The 21,752-nt window shown below is 60.2% G+C and carries 16 protein-coding genes and 1 riboswitch; of the genes, 13 read left to right on the top strand and 3 right to left on the bottom strand.

Features of this window, described 5'->3' with window-relative positions:
• The first annotated feature begins 421 nt into the window (after positions 1 to 421).
• The 6 genes from acs to argR all read left to right on the top strand — a co-directional run bounded on the left by acs (position 422) and on the right by argR (position 7,362).
• On the top strand, positions 422 to 2,377 hold the full coding sequence (gene acs / locus KGB28_RS17530; RefSeq protein WP_090457340.1) for an acetate--CoA ligase: 1,956 nt from the start codon (positions 422 to 424) through the stop codon (positions 2,375 to 2,377).
• 703 nt (positions 2,378 to 3,080) lie between these two features.
• A complete protein-coding gene (locus tag KGB28_RS17525; RefSeq protein WP_150726077.1) occupies positions 3,081 to 3,857 on the top strand; it encodes an ABC transporter substrate-binding protein in 777 nt (258 codons plus the stop codon).
• A 90-nt stretch (positions 3,858 to 3,947) separates the two neighbouring features.
• Positions 3,948 to 4,637: an ABC transporter permease gene (locus KGB28_RS17520; RefSeq protein WP_150726078.1), complete on the top strand. Its 690-nt coding sequence runs from the start codon at positions 3,948 to 3,950 to the stop codon at positions 4,635 to 4,637.
• Positions 4,634 to 5,332 carry an ABC transporter permease gene (locus tag KGB28_RS17515; protein WP_223446648.1) on the top strand — a complete coding sequence of 233 codons (699 nt, stop codon included), beginning with the start codon at positions 4,634 to 4,636 and terminating at the stop codon, positions 5,330 to 5,332. The genes KGB28_RS17520 and KGB28_RS17515 overlap by 4 nt, the downstream gene beginning before the upstream one ends.
• A 37-nt stretch (positions 5,333 to 5,369) precedes the next feature.
• The gene (locus KGB28_RS17510) at positions 5,370 to 6,134 is read left to right on the top strand and encodes an ABC transporter ATP-binding protein (RefSeq protein WP_056724137.1); all 765 of its coding nucleotides are present in this window, start codon (positions 5,370 to 5,372) and stop codon (positions 6,132 to 6,134) included.
• A 247-nt stretch (positions 6,135 to 6,381) separates the two neighbouring features.
• Positions 6,382 to 7,362, top strand: coding sequence for a transcriptional regulator ArgR (gene argR / locus KGB28_RS17505; RefSeq protein WP_223446646.1), 981 nt, complete (start codon positions 6,382 to 6,384; stop codon positions 7,360 to 7,362).
• A gap of 17 nt (positions 7,363 to 7,379) precedes the next feature.
• Here the strand turns inward: argR and KGB28_RS31700 are convergent, their stop codons facing one another.
• Together KGB28_RS31700 and KGB28_RS31695 are read right to left on the bottom strand one after the other, a co-directional pair.
• A complete protein-coding gene (locus KGB28_RS31700) occupies positions 7,380 to 9,605 on the bottom strand; it encodes a hypothetical protein (RefSeq protein ID WP_317853308.1) in 2,226 nt (741 codons plus the stop codon).
• The gene (locus KGB28_RS31695) at positions 9,583 to 12,411 is read right to left on the bottom strand and encodes a dermonecrotic toxin domain-containing protein (protein WP_317853307.1); all 2,829 of its coding nucleotides are present in this window, start codon (positions 12,409 to 12,411) and stop codon (positions 9,583 to 9,585) included. Before KGB28_RS31695 ends, KGB28_RS31700 begins: the two co-directional genes overlap by 23 nt.
• A gap of 309 nt (positions 12,412 to 12,720) precedes the next feature.
• Here KGB28_RS31695 and KGB28_RS17495 point away from each other — a divergent pair, with 309 nt between their 5' ends.
• The 7 genes from KGB28_RS17495 (at position 12,721) to astE (ending at position 20,634) form a co-directional block, all read left to right on the top strand.
• Positions 12,721 to 13,941 carry an aspartate aminotransferase family protein gene (locus KGB28_RS17495; RefSeq protein ID WP_150756321.1) on the top strand — a complete coding sequence of 407 codons (1,221 nt, stop codon included), beginning with the start codon at positions 12,721 to 12,723 and terminating at the stop codon, positions 13,939 to 13,941.
• 214 nt (positions 13,942 to 14,155) lie between these two features.
• Positions 14,156 to 15,175 (top strand): arginine/ornithine succinyltransferase subunit alpha, encoded by a 1,020-nt coding sequence (gene aruF / locus KGB28_RS17490; protein ID WP_046042322.1) that lies wholly within the window; start codon positions 14,156 to 14,158, stop codon positions 15,173 to 15,175.
• Between the two features lie 79 nt (positions 15,176 to 15,254).
• Complete coding sequence (astA, locus tag KGB28_RS17485) at positions 15,255 to 16,280, top strand: arginine N-succinyltransferase (protein ID WP_110658819.1); 1,026 nt, start codon at positions 15,255 to 15,257, stop codon at positions 16,278 to 16,280.
• Positions 16,277 to 17,746, top strand: a complete 1,470-nt coding sequence (astD, locus tag KGB28_RS17480) for a succinylglutamate-semialdehyde dehydrogenase (RefSeq protein WP_223446697.1) — start codon at positions 16,277 to 16,279, stop codon at positions 17,744 to 17,746. Before astA ends, astD begins: the two co-directional genes overlap by 4 nt.
• A gap of 166 nt (positions 17,747 to 17,912) precedes the next feature.
• On the top strand, positions 17,913 to 19,259 hold the full coding sequence (astB, locus tag KGB28_RS17475) for an N-succinylarginine dihydrolase (protein ID WP_223446644.1): 1,347 nt from the start codon (positions 17,913 to 17,915) through the stop codon (positions 19,257 to 19,259).
• A gap of 61 nt (positions 19,260 to 19,320) precedes the next feature.
• The gene (locus KGB28_RS17470; RefSeq protein WP_223446642.1) at positions 19,321 to 19,611 is read left to right on the top strand and encodes a topoisomerase II; all 291 of its coding nucleotides are present in this window, start codon (positions 19,321 to 19,323) and stop codon (positions 19,609 to 19,611) included.
• Between the two features lie 12 nt (positions 19,612 to 19,623).
• Entirely contained in the window at positions 19,624 to 20,634 is a 1,011-nt protein-coding gene (gene astE / locus KGB28_RS17465) for a succinylglutamate desuccinylase (RefSeq protein WP_223446640.1), read from the top strand.
• Between the two features lie 143 nt (positions 20,635 to 20,777).
• On the opposite strand, the gene KGB28_RS17460 is transcribed toward astE, so the two are convergent.
• The gene (locus tag KGB28_RS17460; RefSeq protein ID WP_223446638.1) at positions 20,778 to 21,287 is read right to left on the bottom strand and encodes a 6,7-dimethyl-8-ribityllumazine synthase; all 510 of its coding nucleotides are present in this window, start codon (positions 21,285 to 21,287) and stop codon (positions 20,778 to 20,780) included.
• 103 nt (positions 21,288 to 21,390) lie between these two features.
• Positions 21,391 to 21,561: riboswitch (FMN riboswitch) on the bottom strand.
• Positions 21,562 to 21,752 lie beyond the last annotated feature (191 nt).

Here is a 21,752-nt window from a genome sequence, read left to right as displayed (position 1 = left end):
GCGTGTGGAGCTTCGGTATCAGGGGTTTGATTAACTGCCTTCGTGGGGGCTGCAACTGGGTTAATCAGGTTGCCTTGTTGGCGTGGCTGATTTTAGGTGTGCGCGCCTCGTCCATATAGCCGTGGATTTGATAAACACTTTTGACAGATCCTGTAACAATCCCTGAATAGCCTCTTCTTTTGTAGGAGCGAGCTTGCTCGCGATGAGCCAGAGAGCGCCGCGGGGTGTCAGATTGGGCGCGTTATCGTTGACGGCCATCGCGAGCAAGCTCGCTCCCACAGGTACCGCGGCGGTAGTGGGTTTGAAGGTTTTTCATGACAATTTGTAGGGGCTTGTTACTACCATCGTCGAATGGTTCTATAGGCCCGGCCCCGCTAAAACGTGGTCATACAAAAACAACTATTCCACCGAGGTAAGAAAGATGAGTGCGGCTTCCCTGTATCCCGTTCGTCCCGAGGTTCTGGCCAATACGCTGACCGACGAGGCGACCTACAAGGCCATGTACCAGCAGTCGGTCGTCAACCCGGACGGCTTCTGGCGCGAGCAAGCCAAGCGCCTCGACTGGATCAAGCCTTTCACCACGGTGAAGCAGACTTCCTTCGACGATCACCATGTCGACATCAAATGGTTCGCCGACGGCACCCTGAACGTTTCCTACAACTGCCTCGACCGTCATCTGGCCGAGCGCGGCGATCAGGTCGCGATCATCTGGGAGGGCGATGACCCTGCCGAAAGCCGCAACATCACTTACCGCGAACTGCACGAGCAAGTGTGCAAGTTCGCCAACGCCCTGCGTGGTCAGGACGTGCACCGCGGCGACGTGGTAACTATCTATATGCCGATGATCCCCGAAGCCGTGGTCGCCATGCTGGCCTGTACCCGGATCGGCGCGATTCACTCGGTGGTGTTCGGCGGTTTCTCGCCGGAAGCCCTGGCCGGTCGCATCATCGACTGCAAATCCAAAGTGGTGATCACCGCTGACGAAGGTATTCGTGCCGGCAAGAAGATCCCGCTCAAGGCCAACGTCGACGACGCGCTGACCAACCCGGAAACCAGCAGCATCCAGAAAGTCATCGTGTGCAAGCGCACCGGTGGCGACATCAAGTGGAACCAGCATCGCGACATCTGGTTCGAGGACCTGATGAAAGTGGCCGGCACCGTTTGCGCGCCGAAAGAGATGGGTGCTGAAGAAGCGCTGTTCATCCTTTATACCTCCGGCTCCACCGGCAAGCCGAAGGGCGTGCAGCACACCACTGGCGGTTACCTGCTGTACGCAGCCATGACCCACGAGCGCGTGTTCGACTACCGCCCAGGTGAAATCTACTGGTGTACCGCCGACGTCGGCTGGGTCACCGGCCACAGTTACATCGTCTACGGCCCGCTGGCCAACGGCGCGACCACGCTGCTGTTCGAAGGCGTGCCGAACTACCCGGACATTACCCGGGTGGCGAAGATCGTCGACAAGCACAAGGTCAACATCCTCTACACCGCACCGACTGCGATCCGCGCCATGATGGCCTCGGGCACCGCCGCTGTTGAAGGCGCCGATGGCAGCAGCCTGCGCCTGTTGGGTTCGGTGGGCGAGCCGATCAACCCGGAAGCCTGGGACTGGTACTACAAGAATGTCGGCAAGTCCCGTTGCCCGATCGTCGATACCTGGTGGCAGACCGAAACCGGCGGCAACATGATGAGCCCGCTACCGGGTGCTCATGCGCTCAAGCCAGGCTCTGCGGCGCGTCCGTTCTTCGGCGTGGTGCCGGCACTGGTGGACAACCTGGGCAACATCGTCGAAGGCGAGGCCGAGGGCAACCTGGTGATTCTCGATTCGTGGCCAGGCCAGGCGCGTACGCTGTTTGGCGACCATGACCGCTTCGTTGACACTTACTTCAAGACCTTCCGTGGCATGTACTTCACCGGTGACGGCGCCCGTCGTGATGCCGATGGTTACTACTGGATCACCGGTCGCGTGGACGACGTGCTCAACGTGTCCGGCCACCGCATGGGCACCGCCGAGATCGAAAGCGCGATGGTCGCGCACCCGAAAGTCGCCGAAGCCGCTGTGGTCGGTGTGCCGCACGACATCAAGGGGCAGGGCATTTATGTTTATGTCACTCTTAAAAACGGTGAAGAGCCGAACGAGCAGTTACGCCTGGAACTGAAAAACTGGGTGCGTAAGGAGATCGGCCCGATTGCTTCGCCGGATGTCATCCAGTGGGCGCCGGGGCTGCCGAAGACTCGCTCGGGCAAGATCATGCGCCGGATTCTGCGCAAGATTGCTACGGCTGAATATGATGGGTTGGGTGATATTTCCACCCTGGCTGATCCGAGTGTGGTGCAGCATTTGATTGATACGCATAAGACGATGAATGTCGCGTAAGCGCTGGTTCTGAGTCGCTGAAAGCCCTGTCAGGTGTTGAGCCTGGCAGGGCTTTTTTGTGCCTGAGGTTTTTGTGTTGGCTGGGCTGGCCTCTTCGCGAGCAAGCCCGCTCCCACAGGGGGATTGCGGTGTTTACACGATCTGAGTCACACCACGAATCCCTGTGGGAGCGAGCTTGCTCGCGATAGCGGTTTAGCAGTCGCTACCGCAACATCTACCAATAAATATCGGTTTCCTCTGTCGGCATTTTCCTACTGTTACCTGCGTTCTTTCAGGTTACTGAATGTGTAACCGCATCGCTTCAACACGGGGTATTGGGAAACGCCAAGCCCCATATCGGCGTTTAAAAAGCACCGCTGAAAAATAAGAACCCACGCTACGCTTGCCGGATTAGAAGGGTTTGCCAATAATAGGCCCGCAATTTGCAACACAGATCGGTTCTATGTCTTTTGCTCTTGCATGATTTTGCAGGGCTGTCAACGCGCTAAAACGGCTTTCTCAGTGCTTCTGTAATTAGTTGTCGCATTGAAGAAATATCGGCCTCGGGCCTGTCGTTAGAATGCCGATCACTCGCTCGTCGTTGCCTGTGTTGAAATTTCGCACGCGCAATGTAGGACGCGGCACTGCTTTCCGGTTCCACTCACTCGCATATTGGGCTGTTGCTCACTCTGCCGTTTTTGCCCTTTACCGATGGAGTCCCAAGATGAAGAAACTCGTGCTGCTTGGCGCCCTGGCACTGTCCGTGCTGTCCATGCCAACCTTCGCCGATGAAAAACCTCTGAAAATCGGTATCGAGGCGGCTTACCCTCCGTTCGCGTCCAAAGCACCGGACGGCAGCATCGTTGGTTTCGACTACGACATCGGCAACGCGCTGTGTGAAGAAATGAAGGTCAAGTGCGTTTGGGTCGAGCAAGAGTTCGACGGCCTGATCCCTGCTCTCAAGGTGCGCAAGATCGACGCCATCCTGTCGTCCATGTCGATCACTGAAGATCGCAAGAAGTCCGTGGACTTCACCAACAAGTACTACAACACCCCGGCTCGCCTGGTCATGAAGGCCGGCACTCAGGTCAGCGAAGGCCTGACCGAGCTCAAGGGCAAGAACATCGGCGTGCAGCGTGGTTCGATCCACGAGCGTTTCGCCCGCGAAGTCCTGGCCCCGCTGGGTGCCGAGATCAAGCCTTACGGTTCGCAGAACGAAATTTACCTCGACGTGGCCGCCGGCCGCCTCGACGGCACCGTGGCAGACGCTACGCTTCTGGATGACGGTTTCCTGAAAACCGACGCCGGCAAAGGTTTCGCCTTCGTCGGCCCAGCATTCACCGACGTCAAATACTTCGGCGACGGCGTAGGCATCGCGGTGCGCAAGGGCGACAAGGAAGATCTGGACAAGCTCAACAACGCTATCGCGGCCATTCGTGCGAACGGCAAGTACAAGCAAATCCAGGACAAGTACTTCGCCTTCGATATCTACGGCAAGTAATACGTCCCAGCGACAAGTCCGAAATGGCGCAAGCAACAGGATCTCTGAGGTTTGCGCCATTTTTTCATCCTACTTTCGAGGACCTGAATCATGTTGAAAGGCTACGGGGCTGTCATCCTCGATGGCGCTTGGCTGACGCTTCAGCTCGCCTTGTCGTCCATGGCCATGGCCATCGTTCTGGGCCTGATCGGCGTGGCACTGCGTCTGTCGCCGGTGCGCTGGCTGGCCTGGCTGGGCGACCTGTACTCCACGGTGATCCGCGGTATTCCCGACCTGGTGCTGATCCTGCTGATTTTCTACGGCGGCCAGGACCTGCTCAACCGCGTCGCACCGCTGCTCGGCTTTGACGACTACATCGACCTGAACCCGTTGGCGGCCGGTATTGGCACCCTGGGCTTCATCTTCGGTGCGTACCTGTCGGAAACCTTCCGTGGCGCCTTCATGGCGATCCCTAAAGGCCAGGCTGAAGCCGGCATGGCTTACGGCATGAGCAGTTTCCAGGTGTTCTTCCGGGTGTTGGTGCCGCAGATGATTCGCCTGGCGATTCCGGGTTTCACCAACAACTGGCTGGTACTGACCAAGGCTACCGCGCTGATTTCGGTGGTGGGTCTGCAAGACATGATGTTCAAGGCCAAGCAGGCGGCCGATGCCACCCGCGAACCTTTCACCTTCTTCCTCGCAGTAGCCGCGATGTACCTGGTGATCACCAGTGTGTCGTTGCTGGCATTGCGTCACCTTGAGAAGCGCTACTCGGTAGGCGTAAGGGCGGCTGATCTATGATCTTCGACTACAACGTCATTTGGGAGGCCTTGCCGCTGTACCTCGGCGGCCTGGTGACCACCCTCAAACTGCTCGCGCTGTCGCTGTTCTTCGGCTTGCTGTGCGCCTTGCCGCTGGGCCTGATGCGCGTCTCGAAGAACGCGGTCGTCAACATGTCGGCCTGGCTCTTCACCTACGTGATCCGCGGCACGCCGATGCTGGTGCAGCTGTTCTTGATCTACTACGGTCTGGCGCAGTTCGAAGCCGTGCGTGAAAGCTTCCTCTGGCCGTGGCTGTCCAGCGCAACGTTCTGTGCGTGCCTGGCGTTCGCGATCAACACCAGCGCCTACACCGCCGAAATCATCGCCGGCAGCCTGCGCGCCACGCCGAACGGTGAGATCGAAGCGGCCAAGGCCATGGGCATGTCGCGGGTCAAGATGTACAAGCGCATCCTGCTGCCGTCGGCCCTGCGCCGCGCGCTACCGCAGTACAGCAACGAAGTGATCATGATGCTGCAGACCACCAGTCTGGCGTCCATCGTGACCCTGATCGACATCACCGGTGCCGCGCGTACGGTCAACGCCCAGTTCTACCTGCCGTTCGAGGCGTACATCACCGCCGGCGTGTTCTACCTGTGCCTGACCTTCATCCTGGTGAAACTGTTCAAGATGGCCGAGCGCCGCTGGCTGGGCTACCTGGCCCCGCGCAAGCACTGAATACCACTGACTGACTGTTTTTGTGAGAACCGACAGCATGTACAAACTTGAAGTCCAAGACCTGCATAAACGCTATGGCAGTCACGAAGTGCTCAAGGGCGTGTCCCTGAAAGCGGCAGCCGGCGATGTGATCAGCATCATCGGTTCCAGTGGCTCCGGCAAAAGTACTTTCCTGCGTTGCATCAACCTGCTGGAGCAGCCGCACGCGGGCAAGATCCTGCTCAACAACGAAGAGCTGAAGCTGGTGGCGAACAAGGACGGCGCGCTCAAGGCTGCCGATCCGAAGCAGCTGCAACGCATGCGTTCGCGCCTGTCGATGGTGTTCCAGCATTTCAACCTGTGGTCGCACATGACCGCGCTGGAAAACATCATGGAAGCGCCGGTGCATGTACTGGGCATGTCCAAGGCTGAAGCACGCGACAAGGCCGAGCACTACCTGAACAAGGTAGGCGTGGCCCATCGCAAGGACGCTTACCCTGGCCACATGTCCGGTGGCGAGCAGCAGCGCGTGGCGATTGCCCGTGCGCTGGCGATGGAGCCTGAGGTGATGCTGTTCGACGAACCGACCTCGGCCCTCGACCCGGAGCTGGTCGGCGACGTGTTGAAAGTCATGCAGGCTCTGGCCCAGGAAGGCCGGACCATGGTCGTGGTGACCCACGAAATGGGCTTTGCCCGTGAAGTGTCGAACCAGTTGGTGTTCCTGCATAAAGGTGTGGTCGAAGAAAGCGGCAACCCGCGCGAAGTGCTGGTGAACCCGCAATCGGAGCGTTTGCAGCAATTCCTCTCGGGTAGCCTGAAGTAATCAGGACTGCCGTTGTGCACTGGGATAGTGCATGCTTCGCAGCCTGGAGGCTGGCCCCGATCCCCTGTGGGAGCGGGCTTGCTCGCGAATGCGGTGTGACATTCAACGCAGATGTCGACTGATCCACCGCTTTCGCGAGCAAGCCCGCTCCCACATTTGATCTCTGTTGGTTCTGAGATTTGCGTTCATTTACGGGCTAGCATTGGCCCATGCCTTCATCACTGTTCTCCGCTTCGGATTGCCCACCATGACTGCCCATCGAATTGGTTTCCTGATTTGGCCCAGCACTAAAGCACTGACGCTTGCGCTGGCTGAGGAGGCCTTGCGTGTTGCCCAGCGTGTGCATCCGGACGTGGTTTACGAGTTGTCGTTCCTGCAGGCCGAAGCGCCGGCCGAAAGTGCCTGGCAATTGCCGGGTGAGGCGTGGACCGGCAAGCTCGAGAACTTCCAGAAACTGTTCCTGCTCGCTGACGAGCCACCGACCGCACTGGCGCCGGCGCTCAGCAGTGCGCTCAAGCAACTGGTGCGTTCCGGTTGCGTGATCGGCGGTTTGTCGGCCGGTGTTTATCCGCTGGCACAACTGGGCTTGCTCGACGGTTATCGCGCGGCCGTGCATTGGCGCTGGCAGGACGATTTTGCCGAGCGCTTTCCGAAGGTCATCGCCACCAGTCACCTGTTCGACTGGGATCGTGATCGCCTGACCGCGTGCGGCGGCATGTCGGTGCTCGATTTGTTGCTGGCCGTGCTGGCCCGCGACCACGGTGCGGAACTGGCCGGTGCGGTGTCCGAAGAGCTGGTGGTCGAGCGCATCCGCGAGGGCGGCGAACGCCAGCGCATTCCGTTGCAGAACCGCCTCGGTTCCAGCCATCCGAAGCTCACCCAAGCCGTGTTGCTGATGGAAGCCAACATCGAGGAGCCGCTGACCACCGACGAAATCGCCCAGCACGTGTGCGTGTCCCGCCGGCAACTGGAGCGGATCTTCAAGCAATACCTCAACCGTGTGCCGAGCCAGTACTACCTGGAACTGCGCCTGAGCAAGGCCCGGCAGATGTTGATGCAAACCAGCAAGTCGATCATCCAGATCGGCCTGTCCTGTGGCTTCTCCTCGGGGCCGCATTTTTCCAGCGCCTACCGCAATTTCTTCGGTGCCACGCCGCGGGAAGATCGCAACCAGCGGCGCAGCAGCAGCCCGTTCGAATTGTCATCGGTGCCGCCGGAGCGCGGTTGATCCGCGCCTGATGGCGATCACTCGTCCGGATCGGGTTCACTGGAAGAAGACACTTCCAACTCTGCCCGTTCGATCACCTCCTGAACGCCGAAGTCGACGCTGGTCAGCCTGAAGTACTCAAGCAGAATTTGCAGGCTTTCTTCCGAGAGCGGATTGCCCCGCAGGCTGATGCTTTCGGCGACCTCCAGCGGCAGTTCGAGGATGTCGGTGGGTATCCGGCTGATCGCGTTACCGCTCAGGTCTACGGTTTCCAGGCTCTTGAGCTGCAACAGTCCAGCAGGTAATTCGGTGAGCCCGCAGTTGTCCAGTTGCAGGGTCGTCAGGTCCGCCATCTGGCTGATATCCGGAGCCAGACCCAGCGTATTGTTTCTCAGGTCGATGAATTCCAGGCGGACCATCTCGGCCAGGTTCAGGACCGACTGCGGGGTCAGTGTGATGTTGCAGTCGAGGAGGTTGAGCGACGTCAAATCGCTCATCCGGAAGATCGCCTCCGGGATATCGCCCAGCCTGAAGTCGTTGATAACCAGGGTCTTGAGTTTGGGGAAACGCTCGAGGAACCCGGTGACACTTGTGGTCAGGCCGTTCTCGCTACTCAGGTAGACCAGGGAAACATGGCTGAAGTCTGCGCTCAGTGTCGGCAGGTGACCGGTAATCCGCGTCTCCAGGCTCAGATCATAAGTAATCGTCTGCAGCGAATCGTTGAAATCATCCAGATCGCTTTCCCGGCGCCAGCAGCGCAGTACGGACTCTCTGAATGCGTCCCGCGTCGAATGTTCGATCTGCAGTTGCTGGGCAGTGAATGGTTGATTGCTGTGAGGGTGGACGGCAGGGATATCGACGGTCCAAGCGGACAGGTCGTTCTCCAGGGTGACGAGTTCTGCCTCCAGGCGTGTCAGTTCGACTCGCCCCTCATCCAGGGTCCCGGGCAGTTGGTAGACGAATTTGCTGGCATCTTCCTGGTCCATCCAGGGGTACAGCGCCTGCGCGCGGAGGATATCCGCTTCTTCGGCGTAGATACCGAAGTCTTGACGGGTCTGCTGGAAGTGCTGTTTGAGGCGTTCACGGGTTGCGCTGGAAAACGGATTGTTGCCCAGGTCGAAGCCCTCCTGGGTGCTTTGTTGCAATGTGAACAGTGCGCCGGGCAACTCGTTGATCTGGTTGTCATTGAGCAGGGCGGTGCGCAGGCGCGGTCGAGTCAACAAGTCGCGTGGGAGTTCAGTGATGCCCGTCTGCGATAAATCGATGTAATTCAAATCGGGCATGCTGCCGACATCGGGTGCCAGGCCCAAGGGGTTGTTGAATAAGTCCAGAGTGGTCAACCGATGCAGGCCTGAGAGTTCGAGCCGGCTTTCGGGGCTGAGAGTGATCGCGCAATTGCTCAGAATGAGTTCTTCGAGTTGCAGCGATGCAAGGGTGTCCGGCAAGTGGCCAAGGCTGAAGTTGCGCAGTTTCAGGATGCGTAAACCGGTAAAACTGCGCAGAAACTCATGCACGCCTCGCGTGGCACTACTGCCTTCCAGGGTCAGCATTGTGACACCGCTGAAGTCGGTGCTCAGGGTCGGCAATTGGCCGATGATGGGTTGAAAGAAGTTGAAGTTGGCCGTTTCAAGGGCGGTATCGGGAACGGTCCATTGCTGTCGCCAGCAGTCCATCAGATCGAAGGTGAATTGTCGGCGGACCTGCTTTTGTGCCGCGAACTGTTCGGGAGTGATCCTGATTGGCGTGTCTGGAATGAACAGCGGAATTTCATCGCGCCAGGACGACAGCGTCTCCAGCAGTTGCGCGTGTTGAGCCATGAGCCGACTCAGCTCTGCCCGCGGTCCACTGGGATGCAGTTGCAGGCGTTCGACGAAGGCGTCGAGCTCTTCAGCGGATAGATGGGGAAACAGTGTCTGCGCCCGGGTTTGCAAGGTGGGTGTGTTGCCTGGCATTCGACGATACCCGTCACTGCCACCGAGCAAGCGCATCACCTTTGGGTCGTAGGTGGGTTTGAGCTCGGGGTGTTGAATCAGCAGCGCGCGCAATGCATCACGGCTCAAGGCGTGCTGGCGAATCAACTGCTTGAGCCGTTCACCTTCACCGATATTCAGATTCAAGGCGGCGCGTTCGCTGTCCGGCATGGCCTGTAGCAGGCAGGTGTAAAGCGAGCCCATGCCGCTGAGTTCTTCGCCGTCATGATCGAACGCCTGATACGAGCCTTCTTCTCTGAGTACCAACACCTTACGCAGGGGGGGCGTCGGCACTGCCGACGCTGTCGATCAGGAGACCCTCATGGGCGTACTGGCGGATTTCCAGGCGTAGCTCTGCCGTCCAGCCCGGCAGTTTTTCCAGGGTGTGCAAGGCCAGCCGGTCAGTGTCGAGGTTGTTCTCGGTCGATGGCAAATCAAGCCCCTCGTAGGCGCGTGTCACGCGCACTTGCAATCCGGCCTCCCGGCTCAGCTCGGCCAGGCGAGGGGCAATGGTTGCGTTTTTTAGCTGCTGCAGTTCCAGGTCGCTTGCTGTGTCCACAATCGCTCGTGCAACGCTGCGTGGCAGTCCGGGCTCGGCATCCATGACCACTTGTACGGCTGCGCGAGCGCCATGTTCGAGTCTGCGATAACGCTGATCGAACAGGCCTTGCCGTTTCTGTTCGGCAAGCCGCGCGAGTATCTTGCGCAACCGCTGCGCCCGGTTTTCGGGGGTTGAGGAGGGGTGGCCGAATTCTTCGCCCATCAGCGTTCTGGCTTCGCTGTCCGACAGGGTCAGGAGAAAGGTTTTCAGCAGGTCGCCGTCGGTGAGGCGGGCGGTATCGATTTGTACGACGGGCACATCGGGCGCCGGGCTTTGCCAAAGGGTTTGCGCATTGTCGTCGAGCAGTCGCAGGCCTTTGTCTGCTGGCCAGTAGCCGTTTTCATTGAGCAGTTCCAGCTGTGTCACCGGGTCAGCCTTGAGGAAGTGTTCCGGCTGGTCGCTGCCGATCTGATCGATAAAGGCTTGTATGTCCTGATCGATCCCGAAGCGTTTGAGTGTGTCGGCCAATAGCGGCGGCACCTTTCCGGTATTCACGTGCATCTTGCGCAGGACATCTTCGTGGCTGCCGCTGATGTTGAGGATGCGCTCGCGGGTGCTGGCCGAAAATCGCTGCATGTCCGGGCCGACACGGTGCAGTACGGTGGACTGGTCCCAGTTCAACGGCTGGTCGAGTTCAGTTTGCCAGGCACCGCTGCCGTTGTGTCGCAGTTGTGGTTTGTAGGCGTCAGGGCGGGAGGGGTGGTCGATGCGGTACTCGCCGGTTAGCGGGTCCTTGCTCACGGCGTAGTGTTTGTTTTCCAGGGGCAGCAGGTTTTTGCCCTGATGCGGGTGCAGCCCCAGTTCATCCGGTTTTGCATCCTTGGGTAACACTGCAGGGTGTTCATAGGTGCTCAGGTCGGGCTGCCAGTAGCGGGTGTCGCCGTCAGGCCGTTTTACCGTATTGAAGCGGTCGATGAATTCAACGATTTCCCGGGGCAATACTGAGCGAAACTCGCCGGCGGCGATCGCACCCCCTGCGGCAAAGGTCCCCAGTTGCAATGCGGACTCCACCACCCCCATCAAGTGCCCGAAGGCCTCGCGACTCTGTCCCTCGGCCCAGTCGACCACGCTTTCGAAGGTTTCGTCGAGCAACTGGTAGGCCATGTAGCCCAGCATCAGTTCGCCGAGAAACGGCACGAATGGCAGTGCCACGAACGCGGCGATGTTCAGCAGTGCCGAGGCAATTTCCGTGAAGGAATCCCACAGTGCCCAGCGGGCTTTCTGGTCGACCGTTGCAGTGGACACCGCGATCACCCGCGCATCGTTGAGGATCTTGTCGAGCTTGCTCTGGTAGAGGTGAGTCCACAGTTCTGCTGTGACAGGCGTTGCCACGATCTTCAGATCGGCGCGCGGGTTGGGCTGTTCCCGCCAGGTCGGACGAGAATCGCCTGGCTGGACCGGTTGCCAGGTGATCGGGACAAGTAGCTGGTTCAACTGGGCGAAAAAGTGACCGCGATCCTCATGGTTAATGAAGCGGCTGAAAAACTGTTGATACCTGGGGTCGCGCAGGCGCTGGCCCAGTTCCGAGGCGAAGGCCGCGGACGAGGGGTATTCCTTGATCGGCTGTTCGGGGTCGCCCGGTATATAAGCCACCACGCGAACCACTTCCCGGGCGCGCTCCAGGTCCGGGGCAAACAGCAGGATGCCGGTGAGGCGCGCGTTGAGGATCGTCAGGTCATGACAGCGCCATGGCTGCTTGTGCAGGCGTAGATGCGGCAGGTTGTCGAGCAGGCCGAGAATCAGGCTGTGGGTGCCGCTGCCCAGGAGTTTTTGCATCTGCGCCAGGTGTAATGCAGCGGTGATTGCGGATTTCTGGCTGTCGCGGATTTTCCCTTGCAGCAGCGCCGAGTCCACCGGGTTGCCGATACTCAGGTTGTCTTGCAGATAGGTTTTATAGCGTTGGCCAATGTCGAGTTCCCGGCACATACCGGTAAATACCGTGACAGGCATTTTTTCCAGGATCAGCGGCAAGGTCAGGAATTGCCCGTTGGAAGACGGCGCGGTGATGTACGTCGAGGCAGGCTCAAAGGCATCGAAGCGGGTCTCGGCACTTTCGAAGTTGTGTAGTGCGGCGTCCAGCAGCGATACCGTCCAGGTGCGCGCAGCGCCCGACTTCAGCCGTAACCACGGCAGGTGATCAGGCAGGTAGAGGCGCAAAAAAGTTTCGCGCACATTCACATCCAGGCCGAAGCGGCGCTTGAGTTCGGCCTTGAGCAACGGTTCGGCGAAGTCCGCGGGGTTCTGCAGGTTGGCCAGAGCCTTGTCGACCTGATTCTGGCTGGAGACCTGTCGGGCGATCAGCCTGGCGAGTTCGGTGTGGTGATGTTTCGACGCATTCCGTAGTCCGGCGGGCAGCGCGGGGGTGATGTTGCGCAGCGCCCCACGTCTGTGCGGCGCCGCCTGACGGAGCCAGGAGGGGATGACATTCTGCAGATGCTGGAAATGAGCGTCCGGCCTGAAAGCGTCGGAGGCAATAGTGGCAGTGGATTCGGTAATCATCGGGTCAGTGGCCGTTGGCTGTGAAAGACCACTAGGAAAACCCGCGAAGCTGGACGCTGTGCGGTACATATTTACCGCACTCGGACCCTTGGCAAGCGTTACAACGCAGCAAGCCTGCCGCAAACGCCCGCCGCCAGTTAAACTGCGCCTTTGCGACCCTATATGTCGCATTGCCGTAAACCCGGGAAAATCCGGGGTTTGCGCTATAAGAAGTTGTCGCTTGGCGGCAAGGCCGGGCTGAAAACTGTCCTTACAATCCTCACCAAGCTCGCCAGTTTCAGGCGAGTGTTTTCTCTTCAGGAGACTCCGATGTCCGTTGAGCACGCTGCGGTACAACGCGCCGATTTCGATCAGGTAATGGTTCCCAACTATGCGCCTGCCGCATTCATTCCTGTGCGTGGCGCCGGTTCCCGCGTTTGGGACCAGTCCGGTCGCGAGCTGATCGACTTCGCCGGCGGGATCGCCGTTAACGTGCTGGGCCACGCGCATCCGGCGCTGGTCGGCGCCTTGACCGAGCAGGCGAACAAGCTGTGGCACGTGTCCAACGTGTTCACCAATGAGCCGGCCCTGCGCCTGGCGCACAAGTTGGTCGACGCCACGTTTGCCGACCGCGCCTTCTTCTGCAACTCCGGCGCCGAAGCCAACGAGGCCGCCTTCAAGCTGGCCCGTCGTGTCGGTTTCGACCGTTTCGGCAGCGAGAAGTACGAGATCATCGCCGCGCTCAACAGCTTCCACGGCCGTACCCTGTTCACCGTGAACGTCGGTGGCCAGTCGAAGTACTCCGACGGTTTCGGCCCGAAAATCACCGGCATCTCCCACGTGCCGTACAACGATCTGGCCGCGCTGAAAGCCGCCATTTCCGACAAGACTTGCGCCGTGGTGCTGGAACCGATCCAGGGCGAAAGCGGTGTGATCCCGGCTGAACTGGAATACCTGCAAGGTGCCCGCGAGCTCTGCACCGCGCACAACGCGCTGCTGATTTTCGACGAAGTGCAAACCGGCATGGGCCGTACCGGCCATCTGTTCGCCTACCAGCATTACGGCGTGATCCCGGACATCCTGACCAGCGCCAAGAGCCTGGGCGGCGGTTTCCCGATCGCGGCGATGCTGACCACCGAAGACCTGGCCAAGCACCTGGTCGTCGGCACCCACGGCACCACTTACGGCGGCAACCCGCTGGCGTGTGCAGTCGCGGAAGCCGTGATCGACGTGATCAACACCCCTGAGGTGCTGGCTGGCGTCAACGCCAAGCATGACAAGTTCAAGGCCCGCCTTGAGCAGATCGGCGAAAAATACGGCCTGTTCACCAAGGTTCGTGGCATGGGCCTGTTGATCGGTTGCGTCTTGAGCGATGCCTGGAAAGGCAAGGCCAAGGACATCTTCAACGCCGCTGAGCAAGAAGGCCTGATGGTCCTGCAAGCCGGCCCGGACGTGGTGCGTTTCGCCCCGAGCCTGGTGGTGGAAGACGCCGATATCGATGCTGGTCTGGACCGCTTCGAACGTGCCGCAGCAAAACTGACGCAAGCCTGATAGTCCTTTCGACGCCTGCAAGTCAGGCGTCGAACCCAATTTTTGTTCCGGGCCGGATCAAATGTGGGAGCGGGCTTGCTCGCGAAAGCGGTGTATCAGTCAACATTTTTGCTGTCTGACCCAGCGCTTTCGCGAGCAAGCCCGCTCCCACAGTCTCCTGCGGAGATGGCCCGGGATTTTTCTTCTGTAAGTTCTGAGATTAAGGAGTGACACCATGCTGGTGATGCGCCCCGCGCAAATGGCTGATCTGGGCGAGGTACAGCGTCTGGCTGCGGACAGTCCGATTGGTGTCACTTCCTTGCCGGATGACGTTGAACGCCTGAGCGACAAGATCGCGGCAAGCGAAGCCTCGTTCGCCGCTGAGGTGAGTTTCAACGGTGAGGAAAGCTATTTCTTCGTCTTAGAAGACTCTGCTACCGGCAAGCTGGTCGGTTGCTCGGCCATTGTGGCATCGGCCGGTTATTCCGAGCCGTTCTACAGCTTCCGCAACGAAACCTTCGTGCACGCCTCCCGCGAGTTGAAGATTCACAACAAGATCCACGTGCTCTCGCAGTGCCATGACCTGACCGGCAACAGCTTGCTGACCAGTTTCTATGTGCAGCGCGAGCTGGTGGGTTCGCCGTGGTCGGAGCTCAACTCCCGTGGCCGTTTGCTGTTCGTGGCCAGCCATCCGGAGCGTTTTGCCGATTCCGTGGTGACCGAGATCGTCGGTTACAGCGATGAAAACGGCGACTCGCCATTCTGGGATGCCATCGGTCGCAACTTCTTCGACCTCAACTACGCCGAAGCCGAGCGTCTGTGCGGGCTGAAAAGCCGTACGTTCCTCGCCGAACTGATGCCGCATTACCCGATCTACGTGCCATTGCTGCCGGACTCCGCGCAAGAAGCCATGGGCCAGGTACACCCGCGGGCGCAGATCACCTTCGACATCCTGATGCGCGAAGGCTTCGAGACCGATCACTACATCGACATTTTCGATGGTGGCCCGACCCTGCATGCCCGTGTCTCGGGGATCCGTTCGATCGCCCAGAGCCGTGTGGTGCCGGTGAAGATCGGCGAGCCGGTCAAAGGCGTCGGTCGCCAGTATCTGGTCGCCAATGCCCAGTTGCAGGATTACCGCGCAGTGATGCTTGAGCTCGATTACGCGCCAGGCAAACCGGTGACCCTGGACCTGGAAGCGGCCGAGGCCCTGGGCGTCGGCGAGGGTGCCAGCGTGCGCCTGGTGGCGGTTTAACAGCGGCCTGGCCTGATTGCTTGTTTAGAAAGCAGCGAAGTTTCACGGGTGGCGCAAGCGGCCCGTTTGAGGAGATAGCATGATCGTTCGTCCCGTACGCAGCAGCGATTTACCCGCTCTGATCGACCTGGCCCGCAGCACCGGCACCGGCCTGACCACCTTGCCGGCCAACGAAGAGCGGCTGGCCCATCGGGTCGGCTGGGCCGAGAAGACCTTTCGCGGCGAAGCCGGGCGGGGCGACGCGGACTACCTGTTCGTGCTCGAAGATGACGACGCTCGCGTGGTGGGTATTTCCGCCATTGCCGGCGCCGTCGGCCTGCGTGAGCCCTGGTACAACTTCCGGGTCGGTCTGACGGTCAGCGCTTCGCAAGAGCTGAACATCTATCGTGAAATCCCGACGCTGTTCCTGGCCAACGACCTGACCGGCAACTCCGAACTGTGCTCGCTGTTCCTGCACGCCGATTACCGTAGCGGCCTCAACGGCCGCATGCTGTCCAAGGCGCGGATGCTGTTCATCGCCGAATTCCCGCAATTGTTCGGCAACAAGATCATTGCCGAAATGCGCGGTGTTTCCGACGAGGCCGGGCGTTCGCCGTTCTGGGAAAGCCTGGGCCGGCACTTCTTCAAGATGGAGTTCAGCCAGGCTGACTACCTGACCGGCGTGGGCAACAAGGCGTTCATCGCCGAACTGATGCCGAAATTCCCGCTGTACACCTGCTTCCTGTCGCCGGATGCACGCAACGTGATCGGTCAGGTTCACCCGGACACCGAACCGGCGCTGGCCATGCTCAAGAGCGAAGGTTTCAGCTACCAGGGCTACGTCGACATTTTTGACGCGGGCCCGGCGATCGAGTGCGAAACCGGCAAGATCCGCGCCGTGCGTGACAGCCAGGCACTGGTGCTGGCCGTCGGCACACCGGGTGACGACGCTACGCCATTCATCATTCACAACCGCAAGCGCGAGGACTGCCGCATCACTGCTGCGCCGGCACGTCTGGCCGCCGGCACCCTGGTGGTCGATCCGCAGACCGCCAAACGTCTTCAACTCAACGCTGGCGATCAAGTGCGCGCCGTAGCGTTGTCCGCTGCTCGGGAGTCGAAATAATGAAGTCGCTTTACATCGCAGGTGAATGGCTGGCAGGTGGGGGCGAAGCCTTCGAGTCGCTGAACCCGGTGACCCAGCAGGTGCTGTGGTCCGGCGTCGGCGCCACCGCCGCTCAGGTCGAGTCGGCTGTGCAAGCGGCGCGTCAGGCGTTCCCGGACTGGGCGCGGCGTACCCTGGAAGAGCGTATCTCGGTACTGGAAGCCTTTGCCGCAGCGCTGAAGAATCACGCTGACGAACTGGCCCGCACCATCGGCGAAGAAACCGGCAAACCCCTGTGGGAAGCGGCGACCGAAGTCACCAGCATGGTCAACAAGATCGCGATCTCGGTGCAGAGCTACCGCGAGCGTACCGGCGAGAAGAGCGGCCCACTGGGCGATGCCACCGCTGTGCTGCGCCACAAACCACACGGTGTGGTGGCGGTGTTTGGTCCTTACAACTTCCCGGGGCACCTGCCGAATGGCCACATCGTGCCGGCACTGCTGGCCGGTAACAGCGTGCTGTTCAAGCCAAGCGAACTGACACCGAAAGTCGCCGAGTTGACGGTCAAGTGCTGGATCGAGGCTGGCCTGCCGGCCGGCGTATTGAACCTGCTGCAAGGCGCTCGTGAAACCGGCATCGCCCTGGCGGCGAACCCGGGCATCGACGGGCTGTTCTTCACCGGTTCCAGCCGCACCGGCAATCACCTGCATCAGCAATTCGCCGGACGTCCGGACAAGATCCTCGCGCTGGAGATGGGCGGTAACAACCCGCTGGTGGTCGATCAGGTCGCCGACCTCGATGCCGCGGTTTACACCATCATTCAGTCGGCGTTCATCTCCGCCGGCCAGCGTTGCACCTGTGCCCGTCGCTTGCTGGTGCCACAAGGCGCCTGGGGCGACTCGCTGCTGGCGCGCCTGGTGGCGGTCAGCGCGACGATCGAAGTCGGTGCTTTCGATCAGCAACCGGCACCGTTCATGGGCTCGGTGGTTTCCCTTGGCGCGGCAAAAGCGTTGATGGATGCGCAAGAACATCTGCTGGCCAACGGCGCCGTGGCGCTGCTGGAAATGACTCAGCCTCAGGCTCAATCGGCCTTGCTGACCCCGGGCATCCTGGACGTGTCCGCTGTTGCCGATCGTCCTGACGAAGAGCTGTTCGGCCCGTTGCTGCAGGTGATCCGCTACGCTGATTTTGCAGCGGCGATCGCTGAAGCCAACGACACCGCCTACGGCCTGGCCGCCGGTCTGCTGTCGGACTCCGAAGCGCGTTACCAGCAATTCTGGCTGGAAAGCCGTGCCGGTATCGTCAACTGGAACAAGCAACTGACCGGTGCCGCAAGCAGCGCGCCGTTCGGCGGCGTCGGCGCCTCGGGCAACCACCGCGCCAGCGCCTACTACGCGGCGGATTACTGCGCTTACCCGGTGGCCTCGCTGGAAACGCCGAGCCTGGTGATGCCGTCGGCCCTTACGCCTGGCGTGAAAATGGCGTAACGCCCATTCGCGGGCAAGCCCGCTCCCACAAGGACTGCGTCGAACACAAAATTTGTGAACACTGCTGAACCTGTGGGAGCGGGCTTGCCCGCGAAGGCCGCGACTCGGTCGCACTGAACAGTTAGTTACTGAAGCCATAACAACAGATTCTCGTGGAGCCTCGCTGATGAAATCCTATGAAGTCAATTTTGACGGTCTAGTGGGGCCGACCCATAACTACGGCGGCCTGTCCTACGGCAACGTCGCGTCCCAGAGCAACAGCCAGCAGTCTTCCAACCCCAAGGAAGCGGCGCTGCAAGGCCTGGCAAAGATGAAAGCGCTGATGGAAATGGGTTTCCAGCAAGGCGTTCTGGCACCGCAAGAGCGCCCGGATGTGGCCGCACTGCGTCGCCTGGGTTTTGGCGGCACCGATGCTGAAGTGATCGAGCGCGCTGCCAAAGACGCGATGCCGCTGCTGGTGGCCAGTTGCTCGGCTTCGAGCATGTGGGTGGCCAACGCCGCCACCGTCAGCCCGAGCGCCGACACCGCTGACGGCCGTGTGCATTTCACCGCCGCCAACCTCAACTGCAAATATCACCGCAGCATCGAACACCCGACCACCAGCCGCGTGCTGGGGGCGATGTTCGCTGACCAGAAACACTTCGCCCACCATGCGGCCTTGCCAGCCGTGGCGCAGTTCGGTGACGAAGGCGCGGCCAACCACACGCGTTTCTGCCGTGAATACGGCGAAGCCGGTGTCGAGTTCTTCGTGTTCGGCCGCAGCGCGTTCGACACCCGCTACCCGGCACCGCAGAAGTACCCGGCGCGCCAGACCCTCGAAGCGTCCCAGGCCGTAGCCCGTTTGCATGGCTTGAGCGATGACGGCGTGGTCTACGCCCAGCAGAACCCGTCGGTGATCGACCAGGGCGTGTTCCACAACGACGTGATTGCGGTCGGTAACGGCGAAGTGCTGTTCTATCACGAGGACGCGTTCCTCGAGACCGAGAAGATGCTCGCTGAATTGCAGAGCAAACTCGCCAAAGTCGGTGGGAAATTTCAGTCAGTCTGCGTACCGCGTTCCGCGGTAAGCGTGGAAGACGCGGTACGTTCCTACCTGTTCAATAGCCAGCTGCTGTCGCGTCCTGACGGCTCCATGCTGTTGATCGTGCCGGAAGAATGCCGTGGCAACGAGCGTGTCTGGCAATACTTGCAGGGTTTGACCAGCTCCGGCGGCCTGATCCGCGAAGTGAAAGTCTTCGATCTCAAGCAGAGCATGCAGAACGGCGGTGGCCCGGCTTGCCTGCGGTTGCGCGTCGCACTCAACGAAACCGAACTGGCGGCCGTCAACCCAGGGGTTATCATGACGGCACCGTTGTACGGCACACTGACCGAATGGGTCGAGAAGCACTACCGCGACCGCATGACCGAAAACGATCTGGCGGACCCGCAATTGCTGCTTGAGTGCCGGACGGCACTGGATGAACTGACGCAAATCCTTAAACTGGGCGCGGTTTATCCATTCCAGATCAATTGATCGACGGCGCGCCGCCTTCTACGGCAGCGCGCTGCTTCATCTCAAACGAGAGCGTAAAGACATGAGCGATACCCTGCAGCTGATCCTTGAAGACACCGACGGCGAGCAACTGACGACTGTCTGCACCCGCGTCGCGGTCATGTGGCAAGGCAAAGAGCTGTGGATCCAGCAGGACGGCCGCGGCCAACTGTTGATCGGCGTGGACGTCGAAGAAGGCGACGCCGAATACGCCAACCTGCTGTTGCGCCCATTGGCGACTAATCTGGTAAGTCTGCAACTGGAGATGGAACCGGCTGAACTCGGCGACGACGAGGATCACGTTCACGGCCCGGATTGCAACCACGACCACTAAGGAAACCGCTCTATGCTCGCCCTCGGCAAACTGCTTGAACTGACCCTCGCCGGCCGCGAACCGGCGGAGAAGACTCAACTGACTGTCGAAGGCGTGCGCATGCGCTGGTTGAGCGAAGGTGCGCTGGAAGTCCGGCCACCTGAAGCGCGTGACAATGGCCTGGACCTGCTGCTGTCGGCGGGGATCCATGGCAACGAAACAGCGCCGATCGAGTTGCTCGATCGCCTGTTGCACGACATTGCCCGTGGCGACTTGAAGCCGCGCGCACGTATCCTGTTCCTGTTCGGCAACCCGGAAGCGATTCGCAAGGGCGAGCGTTTCGTCGAGCAGGACGTCAATCGGCTGTTCAACGGTCGTCACGAACAAAGCAGCGGTTGCGAAGCCCTGCGTGCCTGTGAACTGGAGCGTTTGGCAGCGAGTTTCTTCAGCCTGCCGGACCGTCAGCGTCTGCATTACGACCTGCATACGGCGATTCGTGGCTCGAAAATCGAGCAATTCGCCTTGTACCCGTGGAAAGAAGACCGCCAGCATTCGCGTCAGGAACTGGCTCGTTTGCGCGCCGCTGGCATGGAAGCGGTGCTGCTGCAGAACAAGCCGTCTATCGTGTTCAGCGCCTACACCTACGACAAGCTGGGTGCCGAGGCCTTTACCCTGGAGTTGGGCAAGGCGCGGCCGTTCGGTCAGAACGCCGGGGTCAACGTCTCGCTGCTGGAGAAGCGCCTCAAGCAGATCATCGAAGGCACCGAGCCGGAAATGACTGAAGAAGCACTGGACGGTTTGCAGCTGTACAGCGTGGCGCGGGAAATCATCAAGCACAGCGACAGCTTCCGCCTGAACCTGCCAGCGGACATCGAGAACTTTTCGGAGCTGGAAGTGGGCTACCTGCTGGCGGAAGACATCGCCAACACCCGCTGGATCATCGAGGAGGAGGGCGCCCGGATCATCTTCCCGAACCCCAAGGTGAAGAATGGTTTGCGTGCCGGCATCCTGGTCGTGCCGACCACCGACGAAAACCTGGCTTGAAATCAGCGTAGAACCAATGTGGGAGCGGGCTTGCTCGCGAAGACGGTGGCACATCCAGCATCGATGTGACTGTTACACCGCTTTCGCGAGCAAGCCCGCTCCCACATTTGGTTTTGAGTGAGGCCATAGACCTCACTTAGCCTTTAGACGGCTACTGCGCGCGGCTCAGTGCGACGCAGGCTACGGATCTTCAGCAACGTATCCGCACAGGTCTTCGCCGCTTCCTGGCCTTTATGCAGGAAATGCTCGAAGAAGAACTTCTGGTGCTCTTCGCCGGCATGGAAGTGGTGCGGGGTCAGGGACACCGAGAACACCGGCACTTCGGTTTCCAGTTGTACCTGCATCAGGCCGCTGACCACCGACTGGGCGACGAACTCGTGACGGTAGATGCCGCCGTCCACCACCAGGGCTGCCGCGACGATGCCGGAATAACGACCGGTCTTGGCCAGCAACTTGGCGTGCAGGGGCATTTCAAAGGCGCCGCCGACTTCGAAGCAGTCGATGTCGGACTCCTGATAACCCTGGGCAATCATTTCGGCGACGAAGCCTTTGCGGCTCTGGTCGACAATGTCTTTGTGCCAGCAGGCCTGGATGAACGCAACGCGCTCGCCGTGATGGTGTTTGCTTTTGCTGTCGATTGCGGTGGGTTGCATGTTCTGACTCCTGTTTGTGTGAAAAACAGGGCGTTATGAATCGAAGGGGATCTGAGGGTACGCACGCTCGCACGAATGCCGGCGGACGGCCCTTTGTTGTCAATCCCGTTCTCTCTTCATCCGGACTATGACCGTCGGCCCCGGGATCACACCGGGTCTGCTGACCTTGCTGCCAGGCACCGCCGAAGCCGTGCTGTCACCAAGCGCTCGCGGGCTATGCGCATTGTGCGCAATTACCGCCGGTGGGGAGTTGCACCCCGCCCTGAGAACGTTTTTGCCGCCGGAATGTTTGGCGGCGCAGCGTTTTTATCACATATTTCCGGTATGCGCATGACCCCTTTTGGATGATTGTCATCGACTTTTCCGTTGGTTTAATCGGCCTTTTCCTACGCGAGGGTTGATTAATCGTCGCCATGCCCGCAGTAATTCTTTCCTGAAAGGGATTTCCCCTGCTTACCGAGGCCA

The sequence above is a fragment of the Pseudomonas sp. BF-R-19 genome (assembly GCF_019956445.1).
GTDB classification, from domain to species: domain Bacteria; phylum Pseudomonadota; class Gammaproteobacteria; order Pseudomonadales; family Pseudomonadaceae; genus Aquipseudomonas; species Aquipseudomonas fluorescens_BH.
The sequence above is the reverse complement of the archived record's forward strand: the minus strand, read 5'-3'. Positions and strand labels throughout refer to the sequence as shown.

What these genes read in the sequence shown, in the direction of transcription:
- KGB28_RS17460 (WP_223446638.1), bottom strand. Translation starts at nt 21,287, where the DNA reads ATGCAACCCACCGCAATCGACAGCAAAAGCAAACACCATCACGGCGAG.
- KGB28_RS17515 (WP_223446648.1), top strand. Translation starts at nt 4,634, where the DNA reads ATGATCTTCGACTACAACGTCATTTGGGAGGCCTTGCCGCTGTACCTC.
- KGB28_RS17525 (WP_150726077.1), top strand. Translation starts at nt 3,081, where the DNA reads ATGAAGAAACTCGTGCTGCTTGGCGCCCTGGCACTGTCCGTGCTGTCC.
- KGB28_RS17520 (WP_150726078.1), top strand. Translation starts at nt 3,948, where the DNA reads ATGTTGAAAGGCTACGGGGCTGTCATCCTCGATGGCGCTTGGCTGACG.
- KGB28_RS17495 (WP_150756321.1), top strand. Translation starts at nt 12,721, where the DNA reads ATGTCCGTTGAGCACGCTGCGGTACAACGCGCCGATTTCGATCAGGTA.
- astA (WP_110658819.1), top strand. Translation starts at nt 15,255, where the DNA reads ATGATCGTTCGTCCCGTACGCAGCAGCGATTTACCCGCTCTGATCGAC.
- acs (WP_090457340.1), top strand. Translation starts at nt 422, where the DNA reads ATGAGTGCGGCTTCCCTGTATCCCGTTCGTCCCGAGGTTCTGGCCAAT.
- argR (WP_223446646.1), top strand. Translation starts at nt 6,382, where the DNA reads ATGACTGCCCATCGAATTGGTTTCCTGATTTGGCCCAGCACTAAAGCA.
- aruF (WP_046042322.1), top strand. Translation starts at nt 14,156, where the DNA reads ATGCTGGTGATGCGCCCCGCGCAAATGGCTGATCTGGGCGAGGTACAG.
- KGB28_RS31695 (WP_317853307.1), bottom strand. Translation starts at nt 12,411, where the DNA reads ATGATTACCGAATCCACTGCCACTATTGCCTCCGACGCTTTCAGGCCG.
- astE (WP_223446640.1), top strand. Translation starts at nt 19,624, where the DNA reads ATGCTCGCCCTCGGCAAACTGCTTGAACTGACCCTCGCCGGCCGCGAA.
- astB (WP_223446644.1), top strand. Translation starts at nt 17,913, where the DNA reads ATGAAATCCTATGAAGTCAATTTTGACGGTCTAGTGGGGCCGACCCAT.
- KGB28_RS17470 (WP_223446642.1), top strand. Translation starts at nt 19,321, where the DNA reads ATGAGCGATACCCTGCAGCTGATCCTTGAAGACACCGACGGCGAGCAA.
- KGB28_RS17510 (WP_056724137.1), top strand. Translation starts at nt 5,370, where the DNA reads ATGTACAAACTTGAAGTCCAAGACCTGCATAAACGCTATGGCAGTCAC.